Raw genomic sequence first — 23,598 nt, 5'->3', positions numbered from 1 at the left:
CGACGTGTTGCGAGGTCTCTATACAACCAGGTTGCACAGGGCGAGTGTTTCCGTGACGGCCTTGCTGTGGCCCGTTATCTCCAGGCGGGTACCGGCCTTGGGAGCCTCGCGCTGGACCATCATCAGCAGTTGCAGGCCGGCGCCGTCCATTTCCGTGATCTGCGACAGATCCAGCGCCATGCGCGGCGTCGCCCCCAGGCGCGGCAGCAACTGCGCGGCGAGGTCGGCGGCGGTGTAGATCGTCAGCTCTCCGTCGATCTGCACCTGCGCGGTGTCGTCCTGTGTTTCGTACAGCAAGGGCATTTCACTCTCCGCGAATCAAGGAAGAATCAGCTTGGACACCGCCGCCAGCATCTGCGCCGGCTGGAACGGCTTGACCACCCAGGCCTTGGCACCCGCCGCCTGGCCCTCGAGTTTTTTCGACTCCTGGGATTCGGTGGTGAGCATGATGATCGGCGTGAACTTGTAGCTGGCCAGCTTCTTGACCTCCTTGACGAAGGTGATGCCGTCCATGTTCGGCATGTTCACGTCACTGATGATCAGGTGCACCTTCTGGCCATTGAGCTTGCCCAGTGCATCCTTGCCATCGCTGGCCTCGATCACGTCGTAGCCGGCACTTTTCAACGCGATGCCGACGACCTGCCGGACGCTCGCGGAGTCGTCGACAACCAATACACTTTTAGCCATGAACGGCTCTCCTAGAAGAAGGTTATTTCCTGTGAATTCTGTTGCGCGCCCGATTCGCCGTGGTGGTTGCGGCGTTGTTCTTCGGTGGCGTAAGTGGTTTCCATGCGCGCCAGCCATTGGCGGGCATCGATGGAAACGGCCTGGTCGGGCGACTGACTGGCCTGCTGCATATGCACATGCAGGTCCTCGATGTTGTCGCGCACGTGGCTGAGAATCTGGCTGACCCGATCCTGGAATTGCAGGTTGACCAGCACTTCGGTGAGCTCGTCGCGAATACCGAAGCTTTCCTGCTGCAGCAGGTCGGCCGATTCGGCCAGCCGCCCGGTGACGCTCTTGAAGCGTTCCAGCACGCGCTGGATGCTGTCCTCGGAGACGGTGACCGACTGGCTGTCCTGATCCGCGCCGCTGGAGGCGGCCTGGACCAGTTGAGTGATGGCGCTATTGATGATGTCGACCTTGGCCGACATCTGCTGGCCAGTCTCGCTGGACTTGCTCGACAGGCTGCGCACGGCGTCGGCCACCACCGCAAAACCGCGCCCGGCTTCGCCCGCACGGGCGGCTTCGATGGCGGCGTTGAGGGCCAGCAAGTTGGTTTGCGCGGCAATGGCCGCGACATCGGCGGCCATGGTTCGCAGCTCGCCGGTGTAGGCGGTGAGGTTACGCACCTGGGCCAGGGTTTCATCGCGGCTGGCCTGGGTGGCTTTCAGGGAGTCGATGACCTGGACCAGCTCACCTTCGCTTTGGGCCAGCACCTGCACGGCGCCGCCACTGCTGTTGCCGGCCAGCTCACCGGCGGCCAGTTGCGAAGCTTGCACGGTATCTTCCAGGCGTGAAGAGATGCCGGTGAAGCGATTGGTCAGCGAGACGATCGCGGTTTCGGTCTGCTGCCGGGAGCTTTCCACCTGCTTGGCCCAGATCGGCATGGCACCGAGGATGACTTCGTTGAGTTGCGCGCTGGCCTTATGGTTCAAGTGGTCGGCGGCGTGTAGCGCGTGATGGGCAATGGCGGCGGCGACGGCTCTGTCGATCTGCTGGTGCTGGGCGCGGGCAGCCCACACGCCGACCCCGGCGCCAATGGCCAGGAGCACGGCACACAACCCCAGGTTTTGTGTACTTGGGCCGTTGAGAACCAACAGGCCGACGCTCGCGATCAGGGCCACAAACAAGCTGGACCAAAGGATGCGCGGCGGAGTTTGGGAATGGGAATGACCGTGTGAATACGACGTCATGGTTCGGTCCTTGAACAGTGTTGCTAACAGGTTATTTACGAATAACTGGTTATCTGCGACCCCACCCCGGACTTTAAGACCGGTCGTCCGATTCCTGCATGGCCGAGGGCGTTGACCTGCCCAGTGAGTGGCACTGTGCTATCTGAGATTAGACGCAGTCGCTGAAATGTCGAGGCGCCCTGACGAACAGATGAGTCGCCCACAACCCCTTGCGCCTTGCTCCCACAGATTCCCTCACCACCATCCGGGAATAAGCTAAATTACCCCGCATCGGATTTTGAACCTGCCATCACGAGCCCTCATGCCCACCCAGCCTCTCTGGAAAATCTACCTTCTGTTCCTGGCCCCCATGGTCCTGTCCAATTTCCTGCAATCGATGTCCGGCACGCTCAATAGCATCTACATCGGCCAGATGCTCGGCACCCAGGCATTGGCGGCGGTATCAGGCATGTTTCCCATCCTGTTTTTCTTTATCGCGCTGGTGATTGGCCTGGGCGCGGGAGCGGGGGTGTTGATCGGGCAGGCTTACGGCGCCGGGGAAACCGGCACGGTGAAGGCGATTGCCGGTACCACGTTGCTGCTGGCGGCGATCATCGGGCTGGTGGCGGCGGTGCTCGGCACCGTGTTCGCGCGCCAGGCGCTGCAGGGGCTGGGGACGCCGGCCGATGTGCTGGAGGACGCGGTGTCCTATGCCCGGGTGATGATGTGGATCCTGCCGATACTGCTGGTGTTCGTGGTGTTTACCCAGTTGCTGCGCGGGGTGAGCGATACGCTGTCGCCCATGCTGGCCTTGCTGGTGTCCACCAGCGTCGGGCTGCTGCTGACGCCGGCGCTGATTCGCGGCTGGCTGGGGCTGCCGCAGATGGGCATCGAGAGCGCGGCGCTGGCGGGGCTGGTGGGTACGGCGTCGGCCATGGTCATGCTCGCGTGGCGCCTGAACCGTCGCGAGCACGCCCTGGCGCCGGACCGGGCGTTGTTCGCGGCGATGCGCCTGGACATGGACATCCTCGGCAAGGTGCTGCGCATCGGCCTGCCCACGGGGTTGCAGATGGTGGTGATCTCACTGTCGGAGCTGGTGATCCTGGCGCTGGTCAATGGCCACGGGTCCCAGGCCACGGCCGCCTATGGCGCGGTGACGCAGATCGTCAATTACGTGCAGTTCCCGGCGTTGTCGATTGCCATCACCGCCTCGATCCTCGGCGCCCAGGCCATCGGTGCCGGGCGTCTGGAGCGTCTGGGGCCGATCCTGCGCACCGGCCTGTTGATCAACGTCTGGCTCACCGGTGGGCTGGTGGTCTTGGGATATCTGTTGTCTCACTGGCTGCTGGGGCTGTTCATCACCGACCCGGCGGCGCGAATCCAGGCCGAACATCTGCTGCACATCATGCTCTGGAGCCTGCTGGTCTTCGGCTTCCAGGCGGTGGTCGGCGGCATCATGCGCGCCAGCGGCACGGTGCTGATGCCGGTGGCGATTTCGATCTTCTGCATCGTCGGCGTTCAGCTGCCAGTGGCCTACCTGCTGGACGCGCAGTTCGGCCTGCAAGGGGTATGGATGGCGTTTCCGGTGGCTTACTTGAGCATGCTGGTGTTGCAGACCCTGTACTACAAGATGGTCTGGCAGCATCAGCGGATTGAGCGGTTGGTGTAGCGCTGCGCTTTCTGACACAACAAAAAACCTGTGGGAGCGAGCCTGCTCGCGATAGCGTCGGCACATTCGGCATCGATGCGCGCTGACCCACCGCCATCGCGAGCAGGCTCGCTCCCACAGGGATTCGGTGCCTGGCGATGTTACAGTGGCCGGCATTCTCCTACCGCCATCACCGAGGATTTCGATGTCTGCCCGCCCGCCCTCCAGTGTTTCCTATCGCGCCTTCCTCTTCGACATGGACGGCACGCTGCTCAATTCCATCGCCGCGGCCGAGCGGATCTGGACGCGCTGGGCCCTTCGTCACGGTGTGGAGGTGGCGAGCTTTCTGCCGACCATCCACGGCGTGCGCGCCATCGACACCATTGCCCGCCAGCGCCTGCCAGGGGTAGATGCCCTGGCCGAGGCCGAGCAGATTACCCGCGAAGAAATCGAAGACGTGGAAGGTGTGGTGCCGGTGCCCGGCGCTACAGCATTTCTCAACAGCCTGCCGCCCCTGCAATGGGCCATCGTCACCTCGGCGCCCATGGCGCTGGCCTTGCGGCGCATGGAAGCGGCCGGCATTCCACGTCCGGCGGTGATGGTCACCGCCGAGGATGTGAGCGACGGCAAACCCAATCCGGCCTGTTATCGACTGGCAGCGGAGCGCCTGCAAGTCGCCGCCCAGGACTGCCTGGTGTTCGAGGATGCCGAAGCGGGTATCAAGGCCGGCGAGGCGGCGGGAGCGGATGTGTGGGTGGTGACGGCGACGCATACGCATCCGGTGGCCACCCCCCATCCGCTGATCAAGGATTACCGTGGGCTTGGCCTTGAGGTGGATGAGGCCGGACGGATGCGACTGAACCCGACGCTGTGATCGCAGCAGACCCCCTGTGGGAGCGAGCCTGCTCGCGATAGCGTCGGCACATTCAGCAATGATGCAATCTGATCGGCCGCCATCGCGAGCAGGCTCGCTCCCACAGTTGGATCTGTGGTGATCGTTGAATCGGTCAGGTCACCACGCGATAGCACGGTTCATACGCCGCGCCGCCCGGCAGTTTCATGCGGTGCTGGGCGACGAAGGCCTGGAGCAGCCGGTCGAGGGGTTCCATGATGGCGGCATCGCCGTGGATCTCGTAAGGACCGTGTTCTTCGATCAGGCGGATACCCTTGTCCTTGACGTTACCGGCCACGATCCCCGAGAACGCCCGGCGCAAGTTGGCGGCCAGTTCGTGGGCGGGCAGGTCGCGCCTCAGGCCCAGGCTGGCCATGTTGGCGTGGGTCGGGTCGAACGGGCGCTGGAAGCCTTCGTCGATTTTCAGCAACCAGTTGAAGTGGAAGGCGTCGTTGCGTTCGCGGCGGAACTGTTTGACCGCCTTGAGCCCTTGGGTCATCTGCCGAGCCACTTCGGCCGGGTCGTCGATGATGATCTGGTAGTGCTTCTGCGCAGCCTCGCCCAGGGTCGCACCGACAAAGGCATGCAGTTGATCAAGGTACGGCGCGGCGCTCTTGGGCCCGGTCAGAACAACCGGGAAGGGCAGGTCCTGGTTGGCCGGGTGCATCAGGATACCCAGCAAGTAGAGGAACTCTTCCGCCGTACCGGCGCCGCCCGGGAAGATGATGATGCCGTGGCCCACGCGCACGAAAGCTTCCAGGCGCTTCTCGATGTCCGGCAGGATCACCAGCTCATTGACGATCGGGTTCGGCGCTTCGGCGGCGATGATGCCAGGCTCCGTCAGCCCCAGGTAACGGCCGCCGTGGATACGCTGTTTGGCGTGGGCGATGGTGGCGCCTTTCATCGGGCCTTTCATCACGCCCGGGCCGCAGCCGGTGCAGATGTCCAGGCTGCGCAGGCCCAGTTCGTGGCCGACTTTTTTGGTGTATTTGTATTCTTCGGTGTTGATCGAGTGGCCGCCCCAGCACACGACGATTTTTGGCTCCACCCCAGGGCGCAATGTGCGGGCGTTGCGCAGCAGGTGGAAGACGTAGTCGCTGATGCCCTGGGAGGAGCTGAGGTCGATGCGCTGGCTGTCCAGTTCGTTCTCGGTGTAGACGATATCGCGCAGGGCGCTGAACAGCATCTCGCGGGTGCTGGCGATCATCTCGCCATCGACGAAGGCGTCGGCCGGGGCGTTCAGCAGTTCCAGGCGTACGCCGCGGTCTTGCTGGTGAATACGGATCTCGAAGTCTTTGTAGGCTTCCAGGATGGTCTTGGCGTTATCGACATGGGCGCCGGTGTTGAGAATGGCCAGGGCGCACTGGCGGAAGAGGGTATAGATACTGCCGGAACCGGCTTCACTCAGTTGCTGGACTTCGCGCTGGGACAAAGTCTCCAGGCTGCCCTTCGGGCTGACCGAGGCGTTGATTACATGTCTTTGATTCATTCAGCTTTCCTTGAAAACGATGCCGTACTCACAACGACGGCATCTTGAAAAAAACGTCCACGCAGAAAGATCGCACGATCCTTGCGGTATCGCCATGGACTTTGATCCGGATCCTTCGGGTCGGTTGCAACACAAAATGAGCTCCAGCATAGCTAAATCCACCGGGCAGGCGATAATGCGGGACTTTTTTTACCCCGCACAAGGAAATTGCACCGCGATGTTCGAGCTCAAGCCGTGGGACGCCGAAGTCTACCGACGCCAGACCCGACGCAGTACCCTCATCGTCGCCGTGACGTTCCTGGCACTGGCGATGCTGTTGTCCAGCCTTTCGGTGATGCTGTTCGGCACACCCGGGGGGGATAATTTTCGCTTCAATCTCGGCGGGGTGATTGCCGCGGTGTTGGTGATGGTCGCCTTGATGCGTCTGTATTTCTGGTCGCAGCCGTGGATGGCCGCGGCGGTGTACGGCTGGCAGCTCAAGCGCAGCCTGATGAGCATCACCAATGTGATGCACCAGGTGAAGGCCGGTGTGCAGGCCCAGGACGTGGCGGCCATGAAGCTGCTACGGTTTTATCATCTGGGATTGACGCAGATGCATCAACTGGACGCCAACTCCAGCGCCCAGGGCTCACTCGCCCGAGAGGCTGATGAGCATCTGACAAGGATGCAGTCGCTCAATCTCGACAGCGAGCAAGCTCGGCTGGACCCGATCTGGATCGACATGGTGAAAAAGGCTTATAGCGGACGCTGATCGACGCCTCAGGGCAATGACAGATTAAGCGCCGGAGCGCAGCAGGCGTGCGCCCCAGCGATTTTCCAGGTTACGATTTTCTGCCCGCGCCTTGGTTGCGGTCAGTTCCTTTGCGGCCCGCCTCAGTGCCTTTCTGACGATCACTTGCAACGTTACCGCCCGACGCATGGCCGCCTTTCTTGCCGGCTTCCGATGCTTTTTCCCGATCATTTGCGAAGTTGCCTTGGTTTTTGTTTCCACTACTGGCCATTTCGAGCATCCTCATTTTGGTTACGCGAGCAACGAGCCTCGCATAATTTGTGAAAGGAAATGGCCGGCAAAAGTTTAATGAAAACACTTCGTCAGATGACGAACGGCACGCACTGACCGCACGGGGTCACTGGTCCTCGCCACCACTGATTTTCCAATGCTTGGCATCCACCGGGAAAACCACTTGCTCGACCCGGTGCGCGATGCCGAAGGCCAAAGAGTTTTCGGCCGGGATGACCCGTTCTTCGGCGCAAAGACATTTGAAAATGTCCAACTGAGTGGCGGCGCCGGCGGTTTCCTTCACGTAGATTTCCACGTACCGCGCCACGTCGTTGTCCAGGCTGGACAGGTATTCCCGCAAACGCGAGTGATCCACCGACTTCTGGCCGAAATACCAGTTCATAGGGTGAATCAGAAAACGCGAGTGAGGCGTGGTGGTGCGGTCGCTGGCGGCCAAGTACATGATGATGCCCATGGACTCGATATTGCCGGCATTCACGGCACGCACCGGCACCGGAAGGGATTTGATGAAGGTGTAGAGGGTAAAGCCGAAGTTGGTACTGCCACCGATCGTCGAGAGATTGAGCATCAGTGAGTCGGCGCCTTTTTCAATGGCATCCAGGCAGTTGTCCCGGAAGCGCTCGGTCGTTCCCTGATCGATCTGGCAATGAAAATGGACAATGTGTTCGGACATTTCAAACTCCTGTCGACTTCCCGTTGAACGGTCTGCGCAGCGGTGGCGCCGTACAGTTGGGAGTTCGCAGGTGCGCGGATGTTCCTCGTCTGAGGCCGGATGTTGGCGTTCGAGCAGGTGTGGTTCGCCGGGTTCAGCACGCTTCGGCAGTTTGGGCCATGCGTTGCAGGAACATCGCCAGCGCGGCTTCCTCCTCGCTGAGGCCTTTGCGGACCCGGGGGTTGGGCAGCTCCCTCAGCGAACCCAGCAGGAAACCCTCCACCACGGCGGGATGGATGTAGCATTTACGACAGACGGAGGGGGTATTGCCCAGTTGCCGGGCAACCTGCCTGACCATCTCGGCGAGGTGTTTTTTTGCCTCGCTCTCGGTTTCCCAGCACAGCAGTCGCAGCCCCGCCAGAGCCGCCGCGCTGCCGGCCCAGGTGCGGTAGTCCTTGGCGGTGAAGTCCGCGCCGGTGAGGCTCTTGAGGTAGGCGTTGATGTCGGACGAGCTGACGGAGTGGCGTTCGCCGTTGTCGTCCAGGTACTGAAACAGGTTCTGCCCTGGAATCTCCTGGCAACGCTTGATGATCCGCGCCAGACGCCGGTCTTTCACGGTGATCTGGTGTTCGACGCCGCTCTTGCCACGGAATTGGAAGGCAATTGCGCTGCCATTGACCTCGACGTGCTTGCTGCGCAGGGTGGTCAGGCCGTAGGAGCGGTTGTCCCGGGCATACTGGGTGTTGCCGACCCGGATCAGGGTGACGTCCAGCAACGTGATAACCGTGGCCATGACCTTGTCGCGGCTGAATCCGGGCGTGGCCAGGATCTGCTCCAGGCGTTTGCGCAAGCGCGGCAGGGTACGGCCGAACTCCAGCATTCGGGAGTATTTGTCGGCATCGCGCACTTCCCGCCAGCGCGGGTGATAGCGGTACTGCTTACGCCCACGAGCGTCCCGACCGGTGGCCTGGAGATGGCCGCGCGGGTCGGTGCAGATCCATACATCGGTGTAGGCCGGCGGTACGGCCAAGGCGTTGATGCGCTGGATTTCGGCCGCATCGGTGATCCGCTGGCCCTGAGGATCGAAATAGCAGAACTTGCCCCGCAACTTTTTGCGGGAGATACCAGGGGCGGTGTCATCGACATAATGCAGATCGGCCGGCAGCGCATCCGGCGGCAGGGTGTCGGGCATGAAAGAATCCTTGGCAGCAAATCCGGGGCCTGTGAGTGATTGACCGCAGCCTGTGACGGTCGTGCCAAGTTTCTGAGGTGGCCCGCAACACCCACGAATCAGGGTTGGACCGCCGGACCTGTGGGAGCGAGCTTGCTCGCGATAGCGTCAGATCAGTTCACACCCATGTTGACTGAACCACCGCCATCGCGAGCAGGCTCGCTCCCACAAGGGATTTGTCTGGGGCGATACCCTACGCCAACACCGCCACCGCCTTGATCTGCGCCCACAGCAATTGTCCCGGATGAAGCTTGAGCTGATCGCGGGAGTAACGGGTGATGCGCGCCAACAGCGGCGTGCCAGCAGCCTCCAGCCGAATCAACACATGGGCGGCGTTGTCGGCAGCCAGTTCGCTGACCACGGTAACGGGCAAACGGTTGAGGATGCTGGTCTGGGCATCGTTCGCCAGGCTGAGGCTGACGTCACGGGCCTGGACCTTGAAGCGCAACGGCTGTCCGACGGCCAGAGGCGTGTGGGCGACACGCACGTTCAAGAGGCTGTCGGGCAGTGTCAGGGACAGCAGTTGATAGGCTGCGTCATAACCGCTGACCTTGCCCTGGACCACCACGCCCGCGTCATCGCCCAATGCCAGTGGCAGGTCGAGTCGCGCCAGTGTTTCGCCAATCGGCCCGCTGGCCAGCACGCGACCGGCCTCCAGCAACACGATGTGGTCGGCCAGGCGCGCCACTTCGTCCTGCGAGTGGCTGACGTACAGCACTGGGATGTCCAGCTCATCGTGCAGGCGTTGCAGGTAAGGCAGGATTTCGTTCTTGCGCCGGGTATCCAGGGCGGCCAGGGGCTCGTCCATCAGCAGCAGTCGCGGGCTGGTCAACAGGGCTCGGGCGATGCCGACCCGCTGGCGTTCACCGCCGGACAGGTTGTGTGGCTGTCGATCGAGCAAGTGACCAATGCCCAGCAGTTCGGTGGCCTGGTCCATGTCCACCCGTCGTTGCGCCGGTGCGATGCGCTTGAGGCCGAACGCCAGATTAGCCTGCACGGACAGATGCGCGAACAGGCTCGCCTCCTGGAACACGTACCCCAGCGCCCGTTGATGGGGCGGCACGAACACCCCGCGCTCGCTGTCCTGCCAGACTTCGCCGTTGACCTCGATGAAACCCCGGGTCGGCCGTTCCAGCCCGGCGATGCAGCGCAGGCAGGTGGTCTTGCCGGAACCGGACTGGCCGTACAGCGCGGTCACGCCACGGCCCGGCAGTTGCACATCCAGGTCCAGGGAGAAGTCTCCATGGTCGAGCTGAAAACGCGCTTGAATCATCGATCAGCTCCAGCCGGCCCGGGTTCGGCGGCTGGAATACAACGCCAGCAGCACAAGAAATGAAAACACCAGCATTGCCGCCGCCAGCCAATGAGCCTGGGCGTACTCCAGGGCTTCGACATGGTCGTAGATCTGCACCGACACCACGCGGGTCTTTTCGGGGATGTTGCCGCCGATCATCAGCACCACGCCGAATTCGCCGACGGTGTGGGCAAAGCCGAGGATTGCCGCAGTGATGAAACCGGGGCGGGCCAAGGGCAGGATGACACTGAAAAACGTATCCCAGGGACCGGCCCGCAAAGTGGCCGCCACTTCCAGGGGACGACTGCCGATAGCGGAGAATGCGTTCTGCAATGGCTGCACCACAAACGGCATGGAGTAGATCACCGAGCCGATCACCAGCCCGGTGAAACTGAAGGTGAGGGTGCCCAGCCCGACGGCCTGGGTGAATTGACCGATCCAGCCGTTGGGGCCCAGGGCGAGCAACAGGTAAAAGCCGATCACCGTGGGTGGCAGCACCAATGGCAGGGCCACCACCGCGCCCACCGGCCCGCGTAGCCAGGACTGGGTACGTGACAGCCACAGGGCGATGGGCGTGCCGATCAGCAGCAGGATCACTGTGGTCAGCGAGGCCAGTTTCAGGGTCAGCCAAATGGCGGCGTAGTCGGCACTGGTCAGTGGCATTTAGCGTTGATAACCGTAGGCTTGGATGATGGCGGTGGCTTTCGGGCCTCTGAGGTAATCCATGAACGCCGAGGCGGCGGCGTTGTTTCGCCCTTTGTTGAGGATCACCGCGTCCTGTTTGATCGGGTCATGCAGCTCGGCGGGGACGATCCATGCCGAACCGCTGGCCACCTTGCCGTCCTTGTACACCTGGGACAAGGCCACGAAGCCGAGTTCTGCGTTGCCGGTAGAAACGAACTGATAAGCCTGGGTGATGTTCTGGCCCTCGACGAGCTTGCCTTTGACTTGCCCGGTCAACCCCAGTTTGTCCAGCACTTGGGTGGCGGCCAAACCGTAGGGCGCGGTTTTCGGGTTGGCGATGGACAGGTGCTGGAAGCCGTTGTCCTTGAGCACCTGGCCCTGGCTGTCGACATAACCGTCCTTGGCCGACCACAGCGCCAGCGTGCCGACCGCATAGGTGAAGCGCGAACCCTTCACGGTGTCGCCTTCGCTTTCGAGCCTGGCCGGGGTGGTGTCGTCGGCGGCGAGGAAGACTTCGAACGGTGCGCCGTTCTTGATCTGGGTGTAGAACTGCCCGGTCGCGCCATAGGCCGCCACCAGCTTGTGGCCAGTGTCTTTCTCGAAGCCGGCGGCGATGGCCTGGACCGGTGCGGTGAAATTGGACGCCACGGCCACCTGCACCTCATCGGCCTGGACGGCGCCAACGCAAAAGAGTGTAGTCAGCAGCAACGGCGCGAAGCGGGTGAGGTGCATAAAGGCTCCGAAAGGTCGGTTTCGCTATATACGGAAATATATAGCGAATGGCCGATAAACGGAACGCGGCATTTTGCGGACGTTGGTGTGAGAGGGCGGCCGCCATCGCGAGCAGGCTCGCTCCCACAGGGGATCTGTGGCGAACACACCTCTTGCTGCCACACCAGAACCCATGTGGGAGCGGGCTTGCTCGCGAAGACGGCGGTACATTCAACATTTCTATTGGCTGACCCACCGCTTTCGCGAGCAAGCCCGCTCCCACAGGTCCAGTGGTGTGCCCAGATGTTGTGTTCACCACCGATCCCCTGTGGGAGCGAGCCTGCTCGCGATGGCGTTCCAACAGACGATGACGACCGTCAGGACCGCCCACGGCCGTTCAGTTGGGCCAGGGCCTCCTGGGCCAGTTGTCGGGTCAGCTCCGCGGTCGACAGCTCCCGACCCATGGGGAACGCCTGGCCGGCCCACAGGTTGCTGAAGTCTGCTTCATCCTTGGCGCGCAACGGCAGCAACGCACCGCCAGCCAGGGGGAATGCCGGCGCTATCGGACTCATCGGCCCGATCTCGCGCATCACCCGGTTGACGATGCCCCGGGCCGGGCGGCCGGTGAACAGGTTGGTGACTGCGGTTTGGCTTTCCTTGGCCGTGCGCAGCGCCCGGTGATGGGCCGCGCTGATCTTCGCCTCGGGGGTGAACAGATAGGCGCTGCCCAGTTGCACCGCCGATGCGCCCAGAGCAAACGCTGCGACGATACCCCGCGCATCGCCAATACCGCCCGCAGCGATCACCGGCACGCTCACCGCATCCACCACCTGGGGCAGCAAGGCAAACAGGCCGACCTGGGTGTTGAGGTCGTCGCTGAGGAACATCCCGCGATGGCCGCCGGCTTCATAGCCCATGGCGATGATCGCGTCACAACCGTGCTGTTCCAGCCAGATGGCTTCCTCGACGGTGGTGGCCGACGACAGGACTTTAGCGCCGGTGGCTTTCACCCGATCCAGCAGGGACTTCTCCGGCAGGCCGAAGTGGAAGCTGACCACTGCAGGACGCATCTGCTCCAGCACCCGGCAGGCTGCATCATCGAACGGCGTGCGGTTGGACACCGGCGTCGGCGCGTCGAAGTCAGCGCCCAGTTCTTCGTAGTAGGGCTTGAGGTGCTGCTTCCAGGCCTCGGCGCGCGGCTCGTCGAGCACGGGTGGCTGGTGACAGAAAAAATTCACGTTGAACGGCTTGTCGGTCTGTTCGCTGATCGTCGTCAGCGCCTGGCGCAACTGCTCGACATCCAGCATCGCCGCCGGCATCGAACCCAGCCCGCCGGCATTGCAGGCAGCGATCACCATGGCCGGCCCCGTCACTCCGGCCATCGGCCCCTGGATGATGGGTAGCTCGATGCCAAGCAGGTCAAGAATGCGAGTGTCTGGCCACTGGCTCATGTACAGGTCTCCGACGGCAGAGGAAAACAACGTTTTTAGCAGGTGTGGCCCGGCCAGGGCCAGTCGAGTTTTTCAATCGGATGCGGCAACTTGATCCCGACGGCCAGCGGGTTACCATGCGCGCTTCATTTCTCAAGGAGCCTGACCCATGGACGTCAAACTCAAGGCAGTCGAACCCTTTACCGTGGCCGGCCTGCAGGTACACACGCGCAACGCTGACGAACAGCAGTCCGACACGGCACGGATCGGCCCGATGTGGCAGCAATTCTTCAGCGAAGGGTTGTTCGACAAGATCCCCGCCAGGCAGTCGGAATCGTTTGTCTACGGGGTCTATTCCAACTATGAATCCGACGCCACCGGCTACTTTGATGTGACGGCCGGGGTGCAGGTGGATGCGACCAGCGCAGGCTACCCCGCCGTGGACATCGAAGGTGGGGATTACCTGGTGTTTTCGGCCAAGGGACCGATGCCCGATTGCGTGATCCAGACCTGGGGCCTGATCTGGGCATATTTCGCGGACAACCCGCAGACGCTGCGCCGCTTCACCACCGATTTCGAGGTCTACAGCGGCCCCGACTCGGTGGCGATCTACATCGGCGTTCAGTCCGCGGACGAGCGCTCCAGCGCCAGCAACTGACGTTTACGCTCCACGCCCCAGCGATAGCCCGACAGGTTGCCGTCGCTGCGCACCACCCGGTGGCAAGGGATCGCCACTGCCAGGCTGTTGGCCCCGCAGGCCTGGGCCACGGCGCGCACGGCTTTAGGCATGCCGATGCGCTGGGCGATCTCGGCATAGCTGGCGGTGCTGCCCGGCGGAATATCCCGCAGGGCCTGCCAGACCCGTTCCTGGAACGCCGTGCCTTGCAGGTCCAGCGGCAGGTCCAGGCCCAGGGCCGGTGCCTCGATAAAGCCCACCACCTGGGCGATCAATTGCTCGAACTCGCGGTCGGCACCGATCAGGTTGGCGCGGCGGAATTTGTCTTGCAGATCCCGCACCAGCGCGTCCGGATCGTCCCCCAGCAGGATCGCGCACACACCGCGTTCGCTTTGTGCCACCAGAATCGCCCCGAGGGAACATTGGCCGACGGCGAAACGAATGTCGGTGTTCTGCCCGGCGGCGCGATAATCGGCGGGTTTCATGCCCAGCACGTTGTCGGCGGCTTCATAAAAGCGGCTGTTGGAATTGAAGCCGGCGTCGTACAGCGCTTGGGTGATCGATCCACCATCGCTCAGGCGCTCGCGCACCTTGCGCGAGCGGTGGGCGGCGGCATAACCCTTGGGTGTCAGACCGGTGACGGCCTTGAACACCCGGTGGAAATGGAAGGGACTCAAGCCTGCGCTTTGCGCCAGATCATTGAGCCCAGGCAGTTCTTCGGCAGCCTCGATCTGTCGGCAGGCGGCCGCGACCCGGGCCGCTTGTTGGGCGGCGAGCTGGGTCTGGTCCCTGGCCACTCGCTTGCTGGGACGATACCCCGCCGCCTGGGCCTGTTCCGGCGTGTCGAAAAATTCCACGTTCCGTGGATTGGGCAGGCGCGACAGGCTGCTGGGATGGCAATAGATGCCGGTGGTTTTCACGCCATAGACGAATTGCCCGTCGGCGCGCGGATCCCGGGCGAGCACGGCGGCCCAGCGAGGATCCTGTTCAGCGGTGAGGGTGTTCGAAGTGCTGTTCATGGTCGTTATGTCCATTGGCCCGTTTTGGCTAAGGTAGCGAGCCTGTGAGATGGCAACACTCCGGGTCTTGCGGTTGAATTCTGCACGGTTACCCGGCGGTGCGGAACGTCAGGTTGATCCGCTGGGCGCCCAGCTTCGGATGCTGGCCTTGCTTGAGCGGCAGCACGCCGTGATAACGCAACCGGTCCACGCCGCCCCAGACCACGATGTCGCCGTGGAACAGTGGAACGCGCAGACTTTTGTCGCTGCGCTCGAACCCGCCGAACTGGAACACCGCCGGCAAGCCCAGGGACATGGAGACGATGGGGGCGCTGAGGCAGCGTTCGTTCTTGTCCTGATGCAGCGACATTCGCGCGCCGGGCACGTAACGGTTGATCAGGCAGGCGTCGGGCTCGAAGTGCTCGAAGTGGGCCTGTCGGGCGGCGGCCTGGGCCAGTTCGCGGAACACCGCTGGCATGTCGGGCCAGGGGGCGCCGGTCTGTGGGTCATGGGCCGTGTAGCGATAGCCAGTGCGGTCGGTGGTCCAGCCCAGCGCGCCGCAACTGCTCAAGGCCACTGACATGGTAAAACCGCCAGGCGTGACCATCTGCCGGAACGGCGCGGCCAGCAACACCGCTTCCAGGGCCGGCAGCAAACGTTCGAGCCAGGGCAGGGCGAAACCACGCAACACAAACGCTTGCTCGCCGATCTGTTCGGTCAGGCCGGGTGTCGTCGGCGTCTCGTCGGCGAACAGGTCCAGCGTGATAGGGGTGTCGTCACTGCGCATCATGAAAAATGATTCCAAGTGTATGCCGGCTACCGCTGTGCACGCGGCTGACGCCATGGCGCATGTTCACCCGATAATAACCGCGAACGCCTTTGACCGGCCGTTGGTGCACGGCAAATAACAGAGCATCGCCCTGTTTCAGATCGATAACCTGCGCACGTGACTGCATGCGCGGGCGCTGCTCCGTGAGAACGAACTCGCCGCCGGTAAAGTCCTGGCCCGGTTCCGACAGCAGAATCGCCACCTGCAGCGGGAATACGTGCTCGCCGTACAGGTCCTGATGCAGGCAGTTGTAGTCCTGCGGGCCGTATTGCAGCAACAACGGCGTAGGACGCCGTTGCCCGGCGGTGTGACAGCGTTCAATGAAAGCCGGATGCTCGGAGGGGTAGCGCACCTCAAGGCCCATGCATTCGTTCCAGCGATTGGCCAGCGGTACCAACCGCGGATACAAGGATTGACGCAACTGCTGGACTAGGTCGGGCAGCGGATAGCGAAAATACTGATACTCCCCGCGCCCGAATCCGTGGCGGGCCATGATCACCTTCGAACGGAAAAGGTTGGGTTCGGCGTATAGGCCACTGAGCATCCTGCATTGCTCGGCCGTAAGCAGGTTACGGATGATTGCGCTGCCGTCCTGGTCGAGGTCTTGTTCCAGGGAGGGCCAGTCAAGGGTGTTGACGTGTTGGGCCAGCGAGGGCGCATGAAGGCTCGGGAGCATGATCGAAGACCTGGCAAATAGAGTGCGGTCAGTCTGGCAGGCGCTCAGGTCTGCGGCACTCCGGGGCTTGCGGTCAATGTCCCTTGACCGAGCTCAACCCAACCATTTGTCTCAAACGTCACGACACCTGTTAGATCTGACAGTAGCCAGTTCCCCCGCCCTGGAGTGTGATAACGACGTTCCCGAGAGGCTCGCGATTGTCACCCACCAGGAGAGCATGATGGATATCCAATCCAGCACATTGAACGAACTATTCAAGTTGCACCCTGTGATCATCATGGGTTGGGTCACCCCGGTGAGACCGGCCGGCATTGCCCAGGTGGGTATCCCCAAAAGCCTTTACGACGACCAGCCCAAGGGCCTTGAATGTCTGATTGATCCATGGGTATTGGCCCAGAGTCATTCCTGGACATTGGAAGCGGATGATCGGGCTGACTTGTATCTCAATGACGAGCCCGCTCCCGTGACAGGCGATACAGTCCGGCCGGGGGAGGAAAGCCTGCGCATGCGCTTGTATGTACCCCACAGGCGGTTGCGTCATTGCGTCAACCGGCTGTACTACAAAGTGACCCGCGCCAGCGGCGGCGACGAGGTCTCGGATGACTTGACCTTCCTGTATCACCTGCGTGCTCCGGGTGAACCTGCGCCGGAAGGCCTGGAACTGCTGATTCCAGCCGATGTAATCGACGAAGGGGTCAGCGCCGAGCGGGCGGCGCAAGGGGTGACGTTCGGTTTCGACTACAGCAACCGGCGGCCCTACGATCGTATTCAGTTTCTGCTGGGCGATGCGACCGATGAATGGGAGATAGCCGACGGCGCCCCGGTCCCGGAGGTGAGGACACTGTTCACCGACAAATTCCAGGAAGCGGGTGACAACCGCAGGGCACAGGTCGAGTTCAGGGTTCTCGACCAGTTGGGCAATTCCAGTCAGTCGTCAGTTTATGTTCTGGATATTCACCTGAACCGACTTGCTCCGCCAGAAATCACCTCAGTGAAGGACGGCAAAGAAGTTGAAATTCCGCATGGCGCAAGCACTGTGGAAACGGCCGTCATGCTCAGCGGCACCGCCAGTGGCGATAAAGGAGTGGATATTTTTGACGGTGCCGATTTCAAAGGTTCTGCCCACGCCAGCAGCGATGGTATCTGGAACTTCGCCGTCATCGGTCTGGCTCTCGGTGAGCACAGTTTTACCGCGAAAGCGCTCTACGGTAGCGGTCAGGTGTCGTCGGCAAGAGACCTGACCGTGGCGTTCCCTCTGAGCTTTGGGGACGCCTATGTCATGGCCACGCAGAACTACGTCATTGCGGACCATCGATTGCCCAACAATCCAATCCCCTCCAGCAACGCGAGTTACACGCGTGTCGCGGTAGGTGGGGTTCCTCCCCACAAATACTCGTCATCGAACCCACAAGTGGCTGTGGTGGACGCGGATACGGGGTATGTGCGTGCCGCGGGCAATGGCCAGGCGCAAATCACTGTCACCGACGGGGACGGCGTCTCTGCGTCCTATACCATCACGGTTTCAGGCGTGCAGATAGTCTCACTTCTGGTCAGTGTCATGTGGGGGCAGGGTGGGGTACTCGAGGAAGCTGTCTATGATGCTTTCATTGGGAACTACCGGCACGAAGGCGATTTACCCTCGATACTGGGTTGGCCGAATTCTTGGTATTGGGCGAGACGGGGGCATGAGAATCAGACCCATGGGGTCGTGAGAGACTTAGCCGGGGGAAGTACTCTTCAACTTAAATCGTCTTATTTTCCTGCGGTGCAACATTTGAGATAAGGCAAGCATTCTTAGTGGCGAGGGCGCTTGCTTGCGCTGGTTGGCGCAGCCGGTCCAAGGGGCGGATGCAATCTTCCGGCAGGCGATGTACACCGGCTTGACGATTGCTGCGCCGCCAATCAGGGCAAGCCCCCTCGCCACAAAGAGCCTACGAAACCTTTACAACGGTTTACTGACCCTGACGTCGCTGATCACATCATCGGTCTGGCCATGGATCGCCTGCAGCGCTGCCATGGCTTCTTCCTTTGTGCCGGTTTCCAGTTGCGCGAATTCGAAGCGGCGTTCGCCGTTGAGCTTGTACTTGATGACGTATTTGGTTGTCTGGGCCACGGTTTTGCCTGTCTTGAAGGGCGATGCTCAGCTCAGTTTCGAGCTGGAGCGCCGGATGATTTTGATTTTGTGGGTCAGGGTCGGCTTGCGCGTGACGCTGATGGCACGGCGGTTGACGGTGTCGATGGTGATGTTCCAGAAACCGGTGCTCGGTGCGGTGATCCTGGCCGGGAACGTGTCGAACGCGCCGCCGTGATAGGTGTGCCGGCCGCCGTTCTTGAAGCTGCGGAAGTTGGCGTCGTTCATCAAGCGGATGTTGCACATTTGAGAGCATTCGATGACGACGATATCGTCTTCGTTGAGGTGTTCGCGCTGGTGTATGAATTTCATGGGCGCCTCCAGAAGGGCTTTTTCTACCAAATCAAAACGATAGCAAGGTCAATGCTGCGCAGTTTATCAGCACCGGGTGCTAATATCCGGCCTGCGCCCCACGCTTTGTTCATTTATCGCAGGATGCGCAAAAAAAGACGCAGGATGCTGGAGAAAAGCAGCGTTTGCATTGTCGGAGGATCTTTATCGGAGGAATCATATGAAGCGCAGCGTGTGGGTGTTGGCATTGGCCATGAGTGGATGTGCATCGGTATCGGACATCAACCAGACGCCGCCCACCATGAATGTCATCTCCGGAAAGAAACCTCAGGAATATGCCCAGTGCGTCGCTGACAAGCTGGCCAGCACCCGGGGTCCGCTGCAAATGGAACCTCACAAGAATGGCGTGCGCTTGATCGTCCCCGGCAAATTGTCGACGCTGCCGGCGGCGGTGTTCGACATTGACGAGCGCTCCAGTGGCAGCAGTATCAAGCTGCACGAAAGCCTGTCCAACGTGCCCGTGCGTCCGGGTGATGTGCAGGATGCGGCCAACGCCTGCATTTCCGGTTGAGCCCGGGCTCGGCCTGACGAGCAGGCCGGGCATCGGATAAACTGCTGCCCTCGACAAAAAATGCCGCCACGGTCGACGTTGGCGGCATTGTCATTTATGGAGTCAGTCGATGAAGCGCGAGCAGGTGCGTGAGCGCCATGCAGAAGGTCTTATCTGCGCCACCCATGTGATTCAGAACCCGGCGACCCCGGGGGAGTGGATCGTCTTTTTCAAGAAAAGCGCAGGACGCAGCTTTTTTCTGGTGGACGACCAGGACGAAGTTGAATCCTTCAGCCGCCTCGATGACCTGATCGAGATCATCCGCGGCCTGGGGATCAAGTTCGCCGAGATCCACATCTGAGATGTCAGACCACGGGTTTATTTACACACCACCAGGACGCTGCGGCTGGTGAAGTTGCCGACATCCACACCCAGGGTCTTGTCGCTTTCCTTGGCTTGCGGCGTGCCATCGGTACCGACGATGCGGTAGCCGGTGCCGGCACAGGAGGCGTCAGCCTTTTCATAACAGGTGGCCCAGGAGTTCGCTTCGCCCGAGCAATCGATGGTCAGGCCTTGTTCGCCGGTGTTCAGGTAGGTTTTTTCGGCTGTGGCACAGCCTGCCAGGGCCAGGACTGCAAACAGCGCCAGAAATTTTTTCATGGAATCGTCATCGAGAAGGAAGGGGCTGGCGCGAGGTTATAGCGAATGGCCATTTCGGTACAGATAAACAAAGCCCCGTTCCATGTCCAGGCGACATTTACTTGAGGCTTGTCTCGTTACTTTTTACGACGGGGGCTGCGCGCTGGAGCCGTTTCACGCTCTTTGGTTGCCGGGGCAGCGCGCTCGTCCTGAAACACGGCGGCCACTTCCACCGCCATCGCTTTGCTGGGCAAGGGGCCGGCGACCTGTTCACCGTGGTAGTTGATGATCCACCACTGACCGTCTTTGTCCTGGCTGACCGAATAACCGTTTGCGTTTTTTGTTGCCGACATCTAACTGCCTCATTGGCGGGATCAAGAGCGCCATGATACGTCAAATGCTCGCAAACAGCGCCCATGAGCGTACAGTGAGACCGCTTGGCCCTCGCAATGAAAGATGATTGAACTATCCGCCATTTTTTATTTCTCTATGATGGCATCGGTTGGCCAGCTTGGGCATTGTAAGGTGCCTGCGGCCTGATTAGACTGCGCCGAAACTCGTACACACCGCCTTTTCAAGGACTTATATGATCAAGAAATGCTTGTTCCCAGCAGCCGGTTACGGTACTCGCTTCCTGCCAGCGACTAAAGCCATGCCCAAAGAAATGCTGCCGGTGGTGAACAAGCCACTGATCCAGTACGGCGTCGAAGAAGCCCTTGCTGCGGGCTTGACGGAAATCTCCATCGTTACTGGCCGCGGCAAGCGCGCCCTGGAAGACCATTTCGACATCAGCTACGAGCTGGAAAACCAGATCAAGGGCACCGACAAAGAGAAGTACCTGGTCGGCATCCGCAAACTGCTGGACGAATGTTCGTTCTCCTACACCCGCCAGACCGAAATGAAAGGCCTGGGCCACGCGATCCTGACCGGTCGCCCACTGATTGGTGACGAACCTTTCGCCGTGGTCCTGGCGGACGACCTGTGCGTCAACCTCGAAGGCGACGGCGTGTTGACCCAGATGGTCAAGCTGTACAAGCAGTTCCGCTGCTCCATCGTGGCGATCCAGGAAGTCGATCCGCAGGAAACCAACAAGTACGGCGTAATCGCCGGCGAAATGATCCGCGACGACATCTACCGCGTCCACAGCATGGTTGAAAAACCAAAGCCTGAAGATGCACCGTCGAACCTGGCGATCATCGGTCGCTACATCCTGACCCCGGACATCTTCGACCTGATCGAACAGACCGAGCCAGGCAAGGGCGGTGAAATCCAGATCACCGACGCCCTGATGAAGCAGGCCCAGAACGGCTGCGTCATGGCCTACAAATTCAAAGGCAAGCGTTTCGACTGCGGTGGCGCCGAAGGCTACATCGACGCGACCAACTTCTGCTTCGAGAACTTCTACAAGACGGGTAAGGCGTACTGATCGCCTGCGCCGCACCTTGAAAAACGCCCCGACCGGTTCGGGGCGTTTTTTTGTCTGGATAATGCTCTCACTCCAACAAAACCCCTGTGGGAGCGGGCTTGCTCGCGATGGCGCCGGCACATCCAGCATCACCACAAGCTGACCCACCGCTATCGCGAGCAGGCTCGCTCCCACAGGTTTTGGCCCGACTGATCGGTGTTACCCATTTCGCCTGGCTTTTTCATTTCCCGCCCCCATAACCATCGCAACGCTGCCTCGCGTGAAAACAGCAGGTATGCTGATGGCCTGCCGAAGGAGAGAGAAAATGGCCTACGATTTTGACTTGTATGTGATTGGCGCCGGTTCCGGCGGTGTGCGGGCTGCGCGGTTCGCGGCCGGTTTCGGGGCCAAGGTGGCCGTGGCGGAGAGCCGCTACCTGGGCGGTACCTGCGTGAACGTGGGGTGTGTGCCGAAGAAACTGCTGGTCTACGGTGCGCATTATGCCGAGGACCTCGAGCAAGCGTCGGCCTATGGCTGGACGACGGGAGAAGCGAGTTTCGACTGGGCCACGCTGATCGCCAACAAAGATCGGGAAATCAATCGCCTCAACGGGATATACCGCAACCTGCTGGTCAACAGCGGCGTGGTGTTGCACGAGGGCCACGCCAGGCTCACCGGACCCCATGAGGTCGAGATCAACGGCCAGCGCTACACCGCCGAACACATCATGATCGCCACAGGCGGCTGGCCGGTGATACCGGACATTCCGGGCCGTGAGCACGCGATCAGCTCCAACGAGGCGTTTTTCCTCAAGGAACTGCCTAAGCGCGTCATCGTGGTGGGCGGTGGCTACATTGCCGTGGAGTTCGCCGGAATCTTCCATGGCATGGGCGCGCAGACCTCGTTGCTGTATCGCGGTGAGCTGTTCCTGCGCGGCTTTGATGGCGCGGTACGTAAGCATCTGGCCGAAGAGCTGAGCCGTCGCGGCCTGGATCTGCAATTCAACGCGGACATCAAAAGCATCGAAAAACTGGCCGATGGCAGCCTGGAGGTAGAGCTCAAGGATGGTCGCATACTGGCCACCGATTGCGTGTTCTACGCCACCGGCCGGCGGCCGATGCTCGACAATCTGGGCCTTGAACACACCGGTGTCACGCTGGACGAGAAGGGCTTCGTCAAGGTCAACGAAAAGTACGAGACCGCTGAACCGTCGATCCTGGCCATTGGTGATGTGATCGGTCGGGTACAACTCACCCCCGTCGCCCTGGCTGAAGGCATGGCGGTGGCGCGGCGGCTGTTCAAGCCCGAGCAGTATCGTCTGGTGGATTACCGGATGATCCCCACGGCTGTGTTCAGCCTGCCGAATATTGGCACGGTCGGCCTGACCGAAGAGCAAGCCAGGGAGGAGGGGAAGGAAGTCCAGGTGTTCGAAAGCCGCTTCCGCCCGATGAAACTGACCCTCACCGACTGCCAGGAGCGCACGCTGATGAAGCTGGTGGTGGATGCCCGCACGGACAAAGTGCTGGGCTGCCACATGGTCGGGCCGGATGCCGGGGAAATCGTCCAGGGGCTTGCCATCGCGCTCAAGGCTGGCGCTACCAAGCGTGATTTCGACGAGACCATCGGCGTACACCCGACTGCCGCCGAGGAATTCGTCACGATGCGAACTCCCGTAGCGTCCTGATCCTTGGGACCCACCTATGGCGAGCGAGCCCGCTCGCCATATTAGGTTTTCTTCTATCTATTAAGCGGCTGATAGCCAAAACCAATCATTCACATCAGGTTTGCCAATGAGCCTGCCGGGGGATGAGTGGTTAAGATTCACGTCATCAACTTTTCAACCCCTGACGGAGAGTCATCAATGCCTATCATCAACAGCCAAGTTAAACCGTTCAACGCTACCGCTTTCAAAAACGGCGAATTCGTCCAGGTTTCGGATGCCGATCTGAAAGGCAAGTGGTCCGTGGTGTTCTTCTACCCGGCCGACTTCACCTTCGTTTGCCCAACCGAGCTGGAAGACCTGGCCGACAACTACGCTGAATTCAAGAAGCTGGGTGTCGAAATCTACAGCGTCTCCACCGACACTCACTTTGCTCACGCTGCCTGGCACAACACCTCGCCAGCCATTGGCAAGATCCAGTACACCATGATCGGTGACCCGACCCACGTCATCTCCCGCAACTTCGACGTGCTGATCGAAGAAGTTGGCCTGGCTGACCGCGGTACTTTCGTGATCAACCCTGAAGGTCAGATCAAGATCGTTGAAATCAACGACGGTGGTGTAGGCCGTGACGCTTCCGAGCTGCTGCGCAAGGTCAAGGCTGCTCAGTACGTTGCTGCTCACCCGGGCGAAGTCTGCCCAGCCAAGTGGAAAGAAGGCGAGGCCACTCTGGCTCCGTCCCTGGACCTGGTCGGCAAGATCTAAGTCTGTGAGTCATCCGAGGGCGATCCGCTCT

General features: G+C 61.2%; 28 protein-coding genes. 10 read left to right on the top strand and 18 right to left on the bottom strand.

Annotated features, from left to right (window positions below; all coding sequences use genetic code 11):
- Positions 1-18: 18 nt before the first annotated feature.
- Genes CRX69_RS20905 through CRX69_RS20895 form a run of 3 tightly spaced genes read right to left on the bottom strand, consistent with a single transcriptional unit; the run spans position 19 to position 1,610 of the window.
- Positions 19-303: an STAS domain-containing protein gene (locus CRX69_RS20905; RefSeq protein ID WP_047227659.1), complete on the bottom strand. Its 285-nt coding sequence runs from the start codon at positions 301-303 to the stop codon at positions 19-21.
- A 15-nt stretch (positions 304-318) separates the two neighbouring features.
- Positions 319-687, bottom strand: coding sequence for a response regulator (locus tag CRX69_RS20900; RefSeq protein WP_047227658.1), 369 nt, complete (start codon positions 685-687; stop codon positions 319-321).
- A gap of 11 nt (positions 688-698) precedes the next feature.
- A complete protein-coding gene (locus tag CRX69_RS20895; RefSeq protein ID WP_420821205.1) occupies positions 699-1,610 on the bottom strand; it encodes a methyl-accepting chemotaxis protein in 912 nt (303 codons plus the stop codon).
- Between the two features lie 607 nt (positions 1,611-2,217).
- Here CRX69_RS20895 and CRX69_RS20890 point away from each other — a divergent pair.
- Together CRX69_RS20890 and CRX69_RS20885 are read left to right on the top strand one after the other, a co-directional pair.
- Positions 2,218-3,564, top strand: a complete 1,347-nt coding sequence (locus CRX69_RS20890) for an MATE family efflux transporter (RefSeq protein WP_047227656.1) — start codon at positions 2,218-2,220, stop codon at positions 3,562-3,564.
- Positions 3,565-3,748: 184 nt separating this feature from the next.
- Positions 3,749-4,417 carry an HAD-IA family hydrolase gene (locus CRX69_RS20885; RefSeq protein ID WP_107322758.1) on the top strand — a complete coding sequence of 223 codons (669 nt, stop codon included), beginning with the start codon at positions 3,749-3,751 and terminating at the stop codon, positions 4,415-4,417.
- A 133-nt stretch (positions 4,418-4,550) separates the two neighbouring features.
- Here CRX69_RS20885 and ppnN read toward each other — a convergent pair whose 3' ends face one another.
- Entirely contained in the window at positions 4,551-5,924 is a 1,374-nt protein-coding gene (ppnN, locus tag CRX69_RS20880) for a nucleotide 5'-monophosphate nucleosidase PpnN (RefSeq protein WP_047227654.1), read from the bottom strand.
- Between the two features lie 217 nt (positions 5,925-6,141).
- Here ppnN and CRX69_RS20875 point away from each other — a divergent pair, with 217 nt between their 5' ends.
- Complete coding sequence (locus tag CRX69_RS20875) at positions 6,142-6,675, top strand: DUF3087 family protein (protein WP_107322757.1); 534 nt, start codon at positions 6,142-6,144, stop codon at positions 6,673-6,675.
- Between the two features lie 70 nt (positions 6,676-6,745).
- Here the strand turns inward: CRX69_RS20875 and CRX69_RS20870 are convergent, their stop codons facing one another.
- The 7 genes from CRX69_RS20870 to CRX69_RS20835 form a co-directional block, all read right to left on the bottom strand.
- Positions 6,746-6,925 (bottom strand): con-10 family general stress protein, encoded by a 180-nt coding sequence (locus tag CRX69_RS20870; RefSeq protein WP_047227652.1) that lies wholly within the window; start codon positions 6,923-6,925, stop codon positions 6,746-6,748.
- A 126-nt stretch (positions 6,926-7,051) separates the two neighbouring features.
- On the bottom strand, positions 7,052-7,618 hold the full coding sequence (locus CRX69_RS20865) for an ATP-dependent Clp protease proteolytic subunit (protein ID WP_047227651.1): 567 nt from the start codon (positions 7,616-7,618) through the stop codon (positions 7,052-7,054).
- Positions 7,619-7,751: 133 nt separating this feature from the next.
- Complete coding sequence (locus CRX69_RS20860; protein ID WP_047227650.1) at positions 7,752-8,789, bottom strand: DNA topoisomerase IB; 1,038 nt, start codon at positions 8,787-8,789, stop codon at positions 7,752-7,754.
- 232 nt (positions 8,790-9,021) lie between these two features.
- Positions 9,022-10,101: a molybdenum ABC transporter ATP-binding protein gene (modC, locus tag CRX69_RS20855; protein WP_107322756.1), complete on the bottom strand. Its 1,080-nt coding sequence runs from the start codon at positions 10,099-10,101 to the stop codon at positions 9,022-9,024.
- A 3-nt stretch (positions 10,102-10,104) separates the two neighbouring features.
- A complete protein-coding gene (gene modB / locus CRX69_RS20850) occupies positions 10,105-10,785 on the bottom strand; it encodes a molybdate ABC transporter permease subunit (RefSeq protein WP_047227648.1) in 681 nt (226 codons plus the stop codon).
- Positions 10,786-11,538, bottom strand: a complete 753-nt coding sequence (gene modA, locus CRX69_RS20845; RefSeq protein WP_107322755.1) for a molybdate ABC transporter substrate-binding protein — start codon at positions 11,536-11,538, stop codon at positions 10,786-10,788. It abuts the gene before it with no gap.
- Positions 11,539-11,894: 356 nt separating this feature from the next.
- A complete protein-coding gene (locus tag CRX69_RS20835; protein ID WP_047227646.1) occupies positions 11,895-12,968 on the bottom strand; it encodes an NAD(P)H-dependent flavin oxidoreductase in 1,074 nt (357 codons plus the stop codon).
- Between the two features lie 148 nt (positions 12,969-13,116).
- Here CRX69_RS20835 and CRX69_RS20830 point away from each other — a divergent pair, with 148 nt between their 5' ends.
- The gene (locus tag CRX69_RS20830; protein ID WP_107322753.1) at positions 13,117-13,605 is read left to right on the top strand and encodes a GyrI-like domain-containing protein; all 489 of its coding nucleotides are present in this window, start codon (positions 13,117-13,119) and stop codon (positions 13,603-13,605) included.
- On the opposite strand, the gene ada is transcribed toward CRX69_RS20830, so the two are convergent.
- From ada to CRX69_RS20815, 3 genes are all read right to left on the bottom strand, one after another.
- Positions 13,569-14,642 carry a bifunctional DNA-binding transcriptional regulator/O6-methylguanine-DNA methyltransferase Ada gene (ada, locus tag CRX69_RS20825; RefSeq protein ID WP_107322752.1) on the bottom strand — a complete coding sequence of 358 codons (1,074 nt, stop codon included), beginning with the start codon at positions 14,640-14,642 and terminating at the stop codon, positions 13,569-13,571. The genes CRX69_RS20830 and ada overlap by 37 nt on opposite strands.
- An 88-nt stretch (positions 14,643-14,730) precedes the next feature.
- On the bottom strand, positions 14,731-15,411 hold the full coding sequence (gene alkB / locus CRX69_RS20820) for a DNA oxidative demethylase AlkB (RefSeq protein ID WP_371516307.1): 681 nt from the start codon (positions 15,409-15,411) through the stop codon (positions 14,731-14,733).
- A complete protein-coding gene (locus CRX69_RS20815) occupies positions 15,398-16,126 on the bottom strand; it encodes a 2OG-Fe(II) oxygenase (protein ID WP_107322751.1) in 729 nt (242 codons plus the stop codon). Before CRX69_RS20815 ends, alkB begins: the two co-directional genes overlap by 14 nt.
- A gap of 220 nt (positions 16,127-16,346) precedes the next feature.
- On the opposite strand from CRX69_RS20815, the gene CRX69_RS20810 reads away from it, so the two are divergent.
- Positions 16,347-17,909 carry an Ig-like domain-containing protein gene (locus CRX69_RS20810; RefSeq protein WP_157952138.1) on the top strand — a complete coding sequence of 521 codons (1,563 nt, stop codon included), beginning with the start codon at positions 16,347-16,349 and terminating at the stop codon, positions 17,907-17,909.
- A 159-nt stretch (positions 17,910-18,068) separates the two neighbouring features.
- On the opposite strand, the gene CRX69_RS27725 is transcribed toward CRX69_RS20810, so the two are convergent.
- Complete coding sequence (locus CRX69_RS27725; RefSeq protein ID WP_172833800.1) at positions 18,069-18,239, bottom strand: hypothetical protein; 171 nt, start codon at positions 18,237-18,239, stop codon at positions 18,069-18,071.
- A gap of 27 nt (positions 18,240-18,266) precedes the next feature.
- The gene (locus CRX69_RS20805; protein WP_003182962.1) at positions 18,267-18,569 is read right to left on the bottom strand and encodes a DUF1883 domain-containing protein; all 303 of its coding nucleotides are present in this window, start codon (positions 18,567-18,569) and stop codon (positions 18,267-18,269) included.
- Between the two features lie 199 nt (positions 18,570-18,768).
- Here CRX69_RS20805 and CRX69_RS20800 point away from each other — a divergent pair, with 199 nt between their 5' ends.
- Together CRX69_RS20800 and CRX69_RS20795 are read left to right on the top strand one after the other, a co-directional pair.
- Positions 18,769-19,119, top strand: coding sequence for a hypothetical protein (locus CRX69_RS20800; RefSeq protein WP_107322749.1), 351 nt, complete (start codon positions 18,769-18,771; stop codon positions 19,117-19,119).
- A 109-nt stretch (positions 19,120-19,228) separates the two neighbouring features.
- On the top strand, positions 19,229-19,459 hold the full coding sequence (locus tag CRX69_RS20795; protein ID WP_047227641.1) for a hypothetical protein: 231 nt from the start codon (positions 19,229-19,231) through the stop codon (positions 19,457-19,459).
- Positions 19,460-19,476: 17 nt separating this feature from the next.
- On the opposite strand, the gene CRX69_RS20790 is transcribed toward CRX69_RS20795, so the two are convergent.
- Positions 19,477-19,758 (bottom strand): hypothetical protein, encoded by a 282-nt coding sequence (locus CRX69_RS20790; RefSeq protein WP_047227640.1) that lies wholly within the window; start codon positions 19,756-19,758, stop codon positions 19,477-19,479.
- Positions 19,759-19,874: 116 nt separating this feature from the next.
- Entirely contained in the window at positions 19,875-20,090 is a 216-nt protein-coding gene (locus tag CRX69_RS20785; protein ID WP_047227639.1) for a hypothetical protein, read from the bottom strand.
- A 233-nt stretch (positions 20,091-20,323) separates the two neighbouring features.
- Here CRX69_RS20785 and galU point away from each other — a divergent pair, with 233 nt between their 5' ends.
- From galU to ahpC, 3 genes are all read left to right on the top strand, one after another.
- Entirely contained in the window at positions 20,324-21,163 is an 840-nt protein-coding gene (gene galU / locus CRX69_RS20780) for a UTP--glucose-1-phosphate uridylyltransferase GalU (RefSeq protein ID WP_047227638.1), read from the top strand.
- A gap of 304 nt (positions 21,164-21,467) precedes the next feature.
- Positions 21,468-22,826, top strand: coding sequence for a glutathione-disulfide reductase (gene gorA, locus CRX69_RS20775; protein WP_047227637.1), 1,359 nt, complete (start codon positions 21,468-21,470; stop codon positions 22,824-22,826).
- A gap of 177 nt (positions 22,827-23,003) precedes the next feature.
- Positions 23,004-23,567 carry an alkyl hydroperoxide reductase subunit C gene (ahpC, locus tag CRX69_RS20770; RefSeq protein WP_047227636.1) on the top strand — a complete coding sequence of 188 codons (564 nt, stop codon included), beginning with the start codon at positions 23,004-23,006 and terminating at the stop codon, positions 23,565-23,567.
- Positions 23,568-23,598: the final 31 nt, after the last annotated feature.

This window comes from Pseudomonas rhizophila, assembly GCF_003033885.1.
GTDB classification, from domain to species: Bacteria; Pseudomonadota; Gammaproteobacteria; order Pseudomonadales; family Pseudomonadaceae; genus Aquipseudomonas; species Aquipseudomonas rhizophila.
The sequence above is the reverse complement of the archived record's forward strand: the minus strand, read 5'-3'. Positions and strand labels throughout refer to the sequence as shown.

What these genes read in the sequence shown, in the direction of transcription:
- CRX69_RS20870 (WP_047227652.1), bottom strand. Translation starts at nt 6,925, where the DNA reads ATGGCCAGTAGTGGAAACAAAAACCAAGGCAACTTCGCAAATGATCGG.
- alkB (WP_371516307.1), bottom strand. Translation starts at nt 15,411, where the DNA reads ATGATGCGCAGTGACGACACCCCTATCACGCTGGACCTGTTCGCCGAC.
- CRX69_RS20810 (WP_157952138.1), top strand. Translation starts at nt 16,347, where the DNA reads ATGGATATCCAATCCAGCACATTGAACGAACTATTCAAGTTGCACCCT.
- ppnN (WP_047227654.1), bottom strand. Translation starts at nt 5,924, where the DNA reads ATGAATCAAAGACATGTAATCAACGCCTCGGTCAGCCCGAAGGGCAGC.
- CRX69_RS20875 (WP_107322757.1), top strand. Translation starts at nt 6,142, where the DNA reads ATGTTCGAGCTCAAGCCGTGGGACGCCGAAGTCTACCGACGCCAGACC.
- CRX69_RS20865 (WP_047227651.1), bottom strand. Translation starts at nt 7,618, where the DNA reads ATGTCCGAACACATTGTCCATTTTCATTGCCAGATCGATCAGGGAACG.
- CRX69_RS20830 (WP_107322753.1), top strand. Translation starts at nt 13,117, where the DNA reads ATGGACGTCAAACTCAAGGCAGTCGAACCCTTTACCGTGGCCGGCCTG.
- gorA (WP_047227637.1), top strand. Translation starts at nt 21,468, where the DNA reads ATGGCCTACGATTTTGACTTGTATGTGATTGGCGCCGGTTCCGGCGGT.
- CRX69_RS20800 (WP_107322749.1), top strand. Translation starts at nt 18,769, where the DNA reads ATGAAGCGCAGCGTGTGGGTGTTGGCATTGGCCATGAGTGGATGTGCA.
- CRX69_RS20900 (WP_047227658.1), bottom strand. Translation starts at nt 687, where the DNA reads ATGGCTAAAAGTGTATTGGTTGTCGACGACTCCGCGAGCGTCCGGCAG.
- CRX69_RS20805 (WP_003182962.1), bottom strand. Translation starts at nt 18,569, where the DNA reads ATGAAATTCATACACCAGCGCGAACACCTCAACGAAGACGATATCGTC.
- CRX69_RS20905 (WP_047227659.1), bottom strand. Translation starts at nt 303, where the DNA reads ATGCCCTTGCTGTACGAAACACAGGACGACACCGCGCAGGTGCAGATC.
- modB (WP_047227648.1), bottom strand. Translation starts at nt 10,785, where the DNA reads ATGCCACTGACCAGTGCCGACTACGCCGCCATTTGGCTGACCCTGAAA.
- ada (WP_107322752.1), bottom strand. Translation starts at nt 14,642, where the DNA reads ATGAACAGCACTTCGAACACCCTCACCGCTGAACAGGATCCTCGCTGG.
- CRX69_RS20860 (WP_047227650.1), bottom strand. Translation starts at nt 8,789, where the DNA reads ATGCCCGACACCCTGCCGCCGGATGCGCTGCCGGCCGATCTGCATTAT.
- CRX69_RS20785 (WP_047227639.1), bottom strand. Translation starts at nt 20,090, where the DNA reads ATGTCGGCAACAAAAAACGCAAACGGTTATTCGGTCAGCCAGGACAAA.
- galU (WP_047227638.1), top strand. Translation starts at nt 20,324, where the DNA reads ATGATCAAGAAATGCTTGTTCCCAGCAGCCGGTTACGGTACTCGCTTC.
- CRX69_RS20815 (WP_107322751.1), bottom strand. Translation starts at nt 16,126, where the DNA reads ATGCTCCCGAGCCTTCATGCGCCCTCGCTGGCCCAACACGTCAACACC.
- CRX69_RS20790 (WP_047227640.1), bottom strand. Translation starts at nt 19,758, where the DNA reads ATGAAAAAATTTCTGGCGCTGTTTGCAGTCCTGGCCCTGGCAGGCTGT.
- CRX69_RS20835 (WP_047227646.1), bottom strand. Translation starts at nt 12,968, where the DNA reads ATGAGCCAGTGGCCAGACACTCGCATTCTTGACCTGCTTGGCATCGAG.
- modC (WP_107322756.1), bottom strand. Translation starts at nt 10,101, where the DNA reads ATGATTCAAGCGCGTTTTCAGCTCGACCATGGAGACTTCTCCCTGGAC.
- CRX69_RS20795 (WP_047227641.1), top strand. Translation starts at nt 19,229, where the DNA reads ATGAAGCGCGAGCAGGTGCGTGAGCGCCATGCAGAAGGTCTTATCTGC.
- CRX69_RS20890 (WP_047227656.1), top strand. Translation starts at nt 2,218, where the DNA reads ATGCCCACCCAGCCTCTCTGGAAAATCTACCTTCTGTTCCTGGCCCCC.
- CRX69_RS20895 (WP_420821205.1), bottom strand. Translation starts at nt 1,610, where the DNA reads ATGCCGATCTGGGCCAAGCAGGTGGAAAGCTCCCGGCAGCAGACCGAA.
- CRX69_RS20885 (WP_107322758.1), top strand. Translation starts at nt 3,749, where the DNA reads ATGTCTGCCCGCCCGCCCTCCAGTGTTTCCTATCGCGCCTTCCTCTTC.
- ahpC (WP_047227636.1), top strand. Translation starts at nt 23,004, where the DNA reads ATGCCTATCATCAACAGCCAAGTTAAACCGTTCAACGCTACCGCTTTC.
- modA (WP_107322755.1), bottom strand. Translation starts at nt 11,538, where the DNA reads ATGCACCTCACCCGCTTCGCGCCGTTGCTGCTGACTACACTCTTTTGC.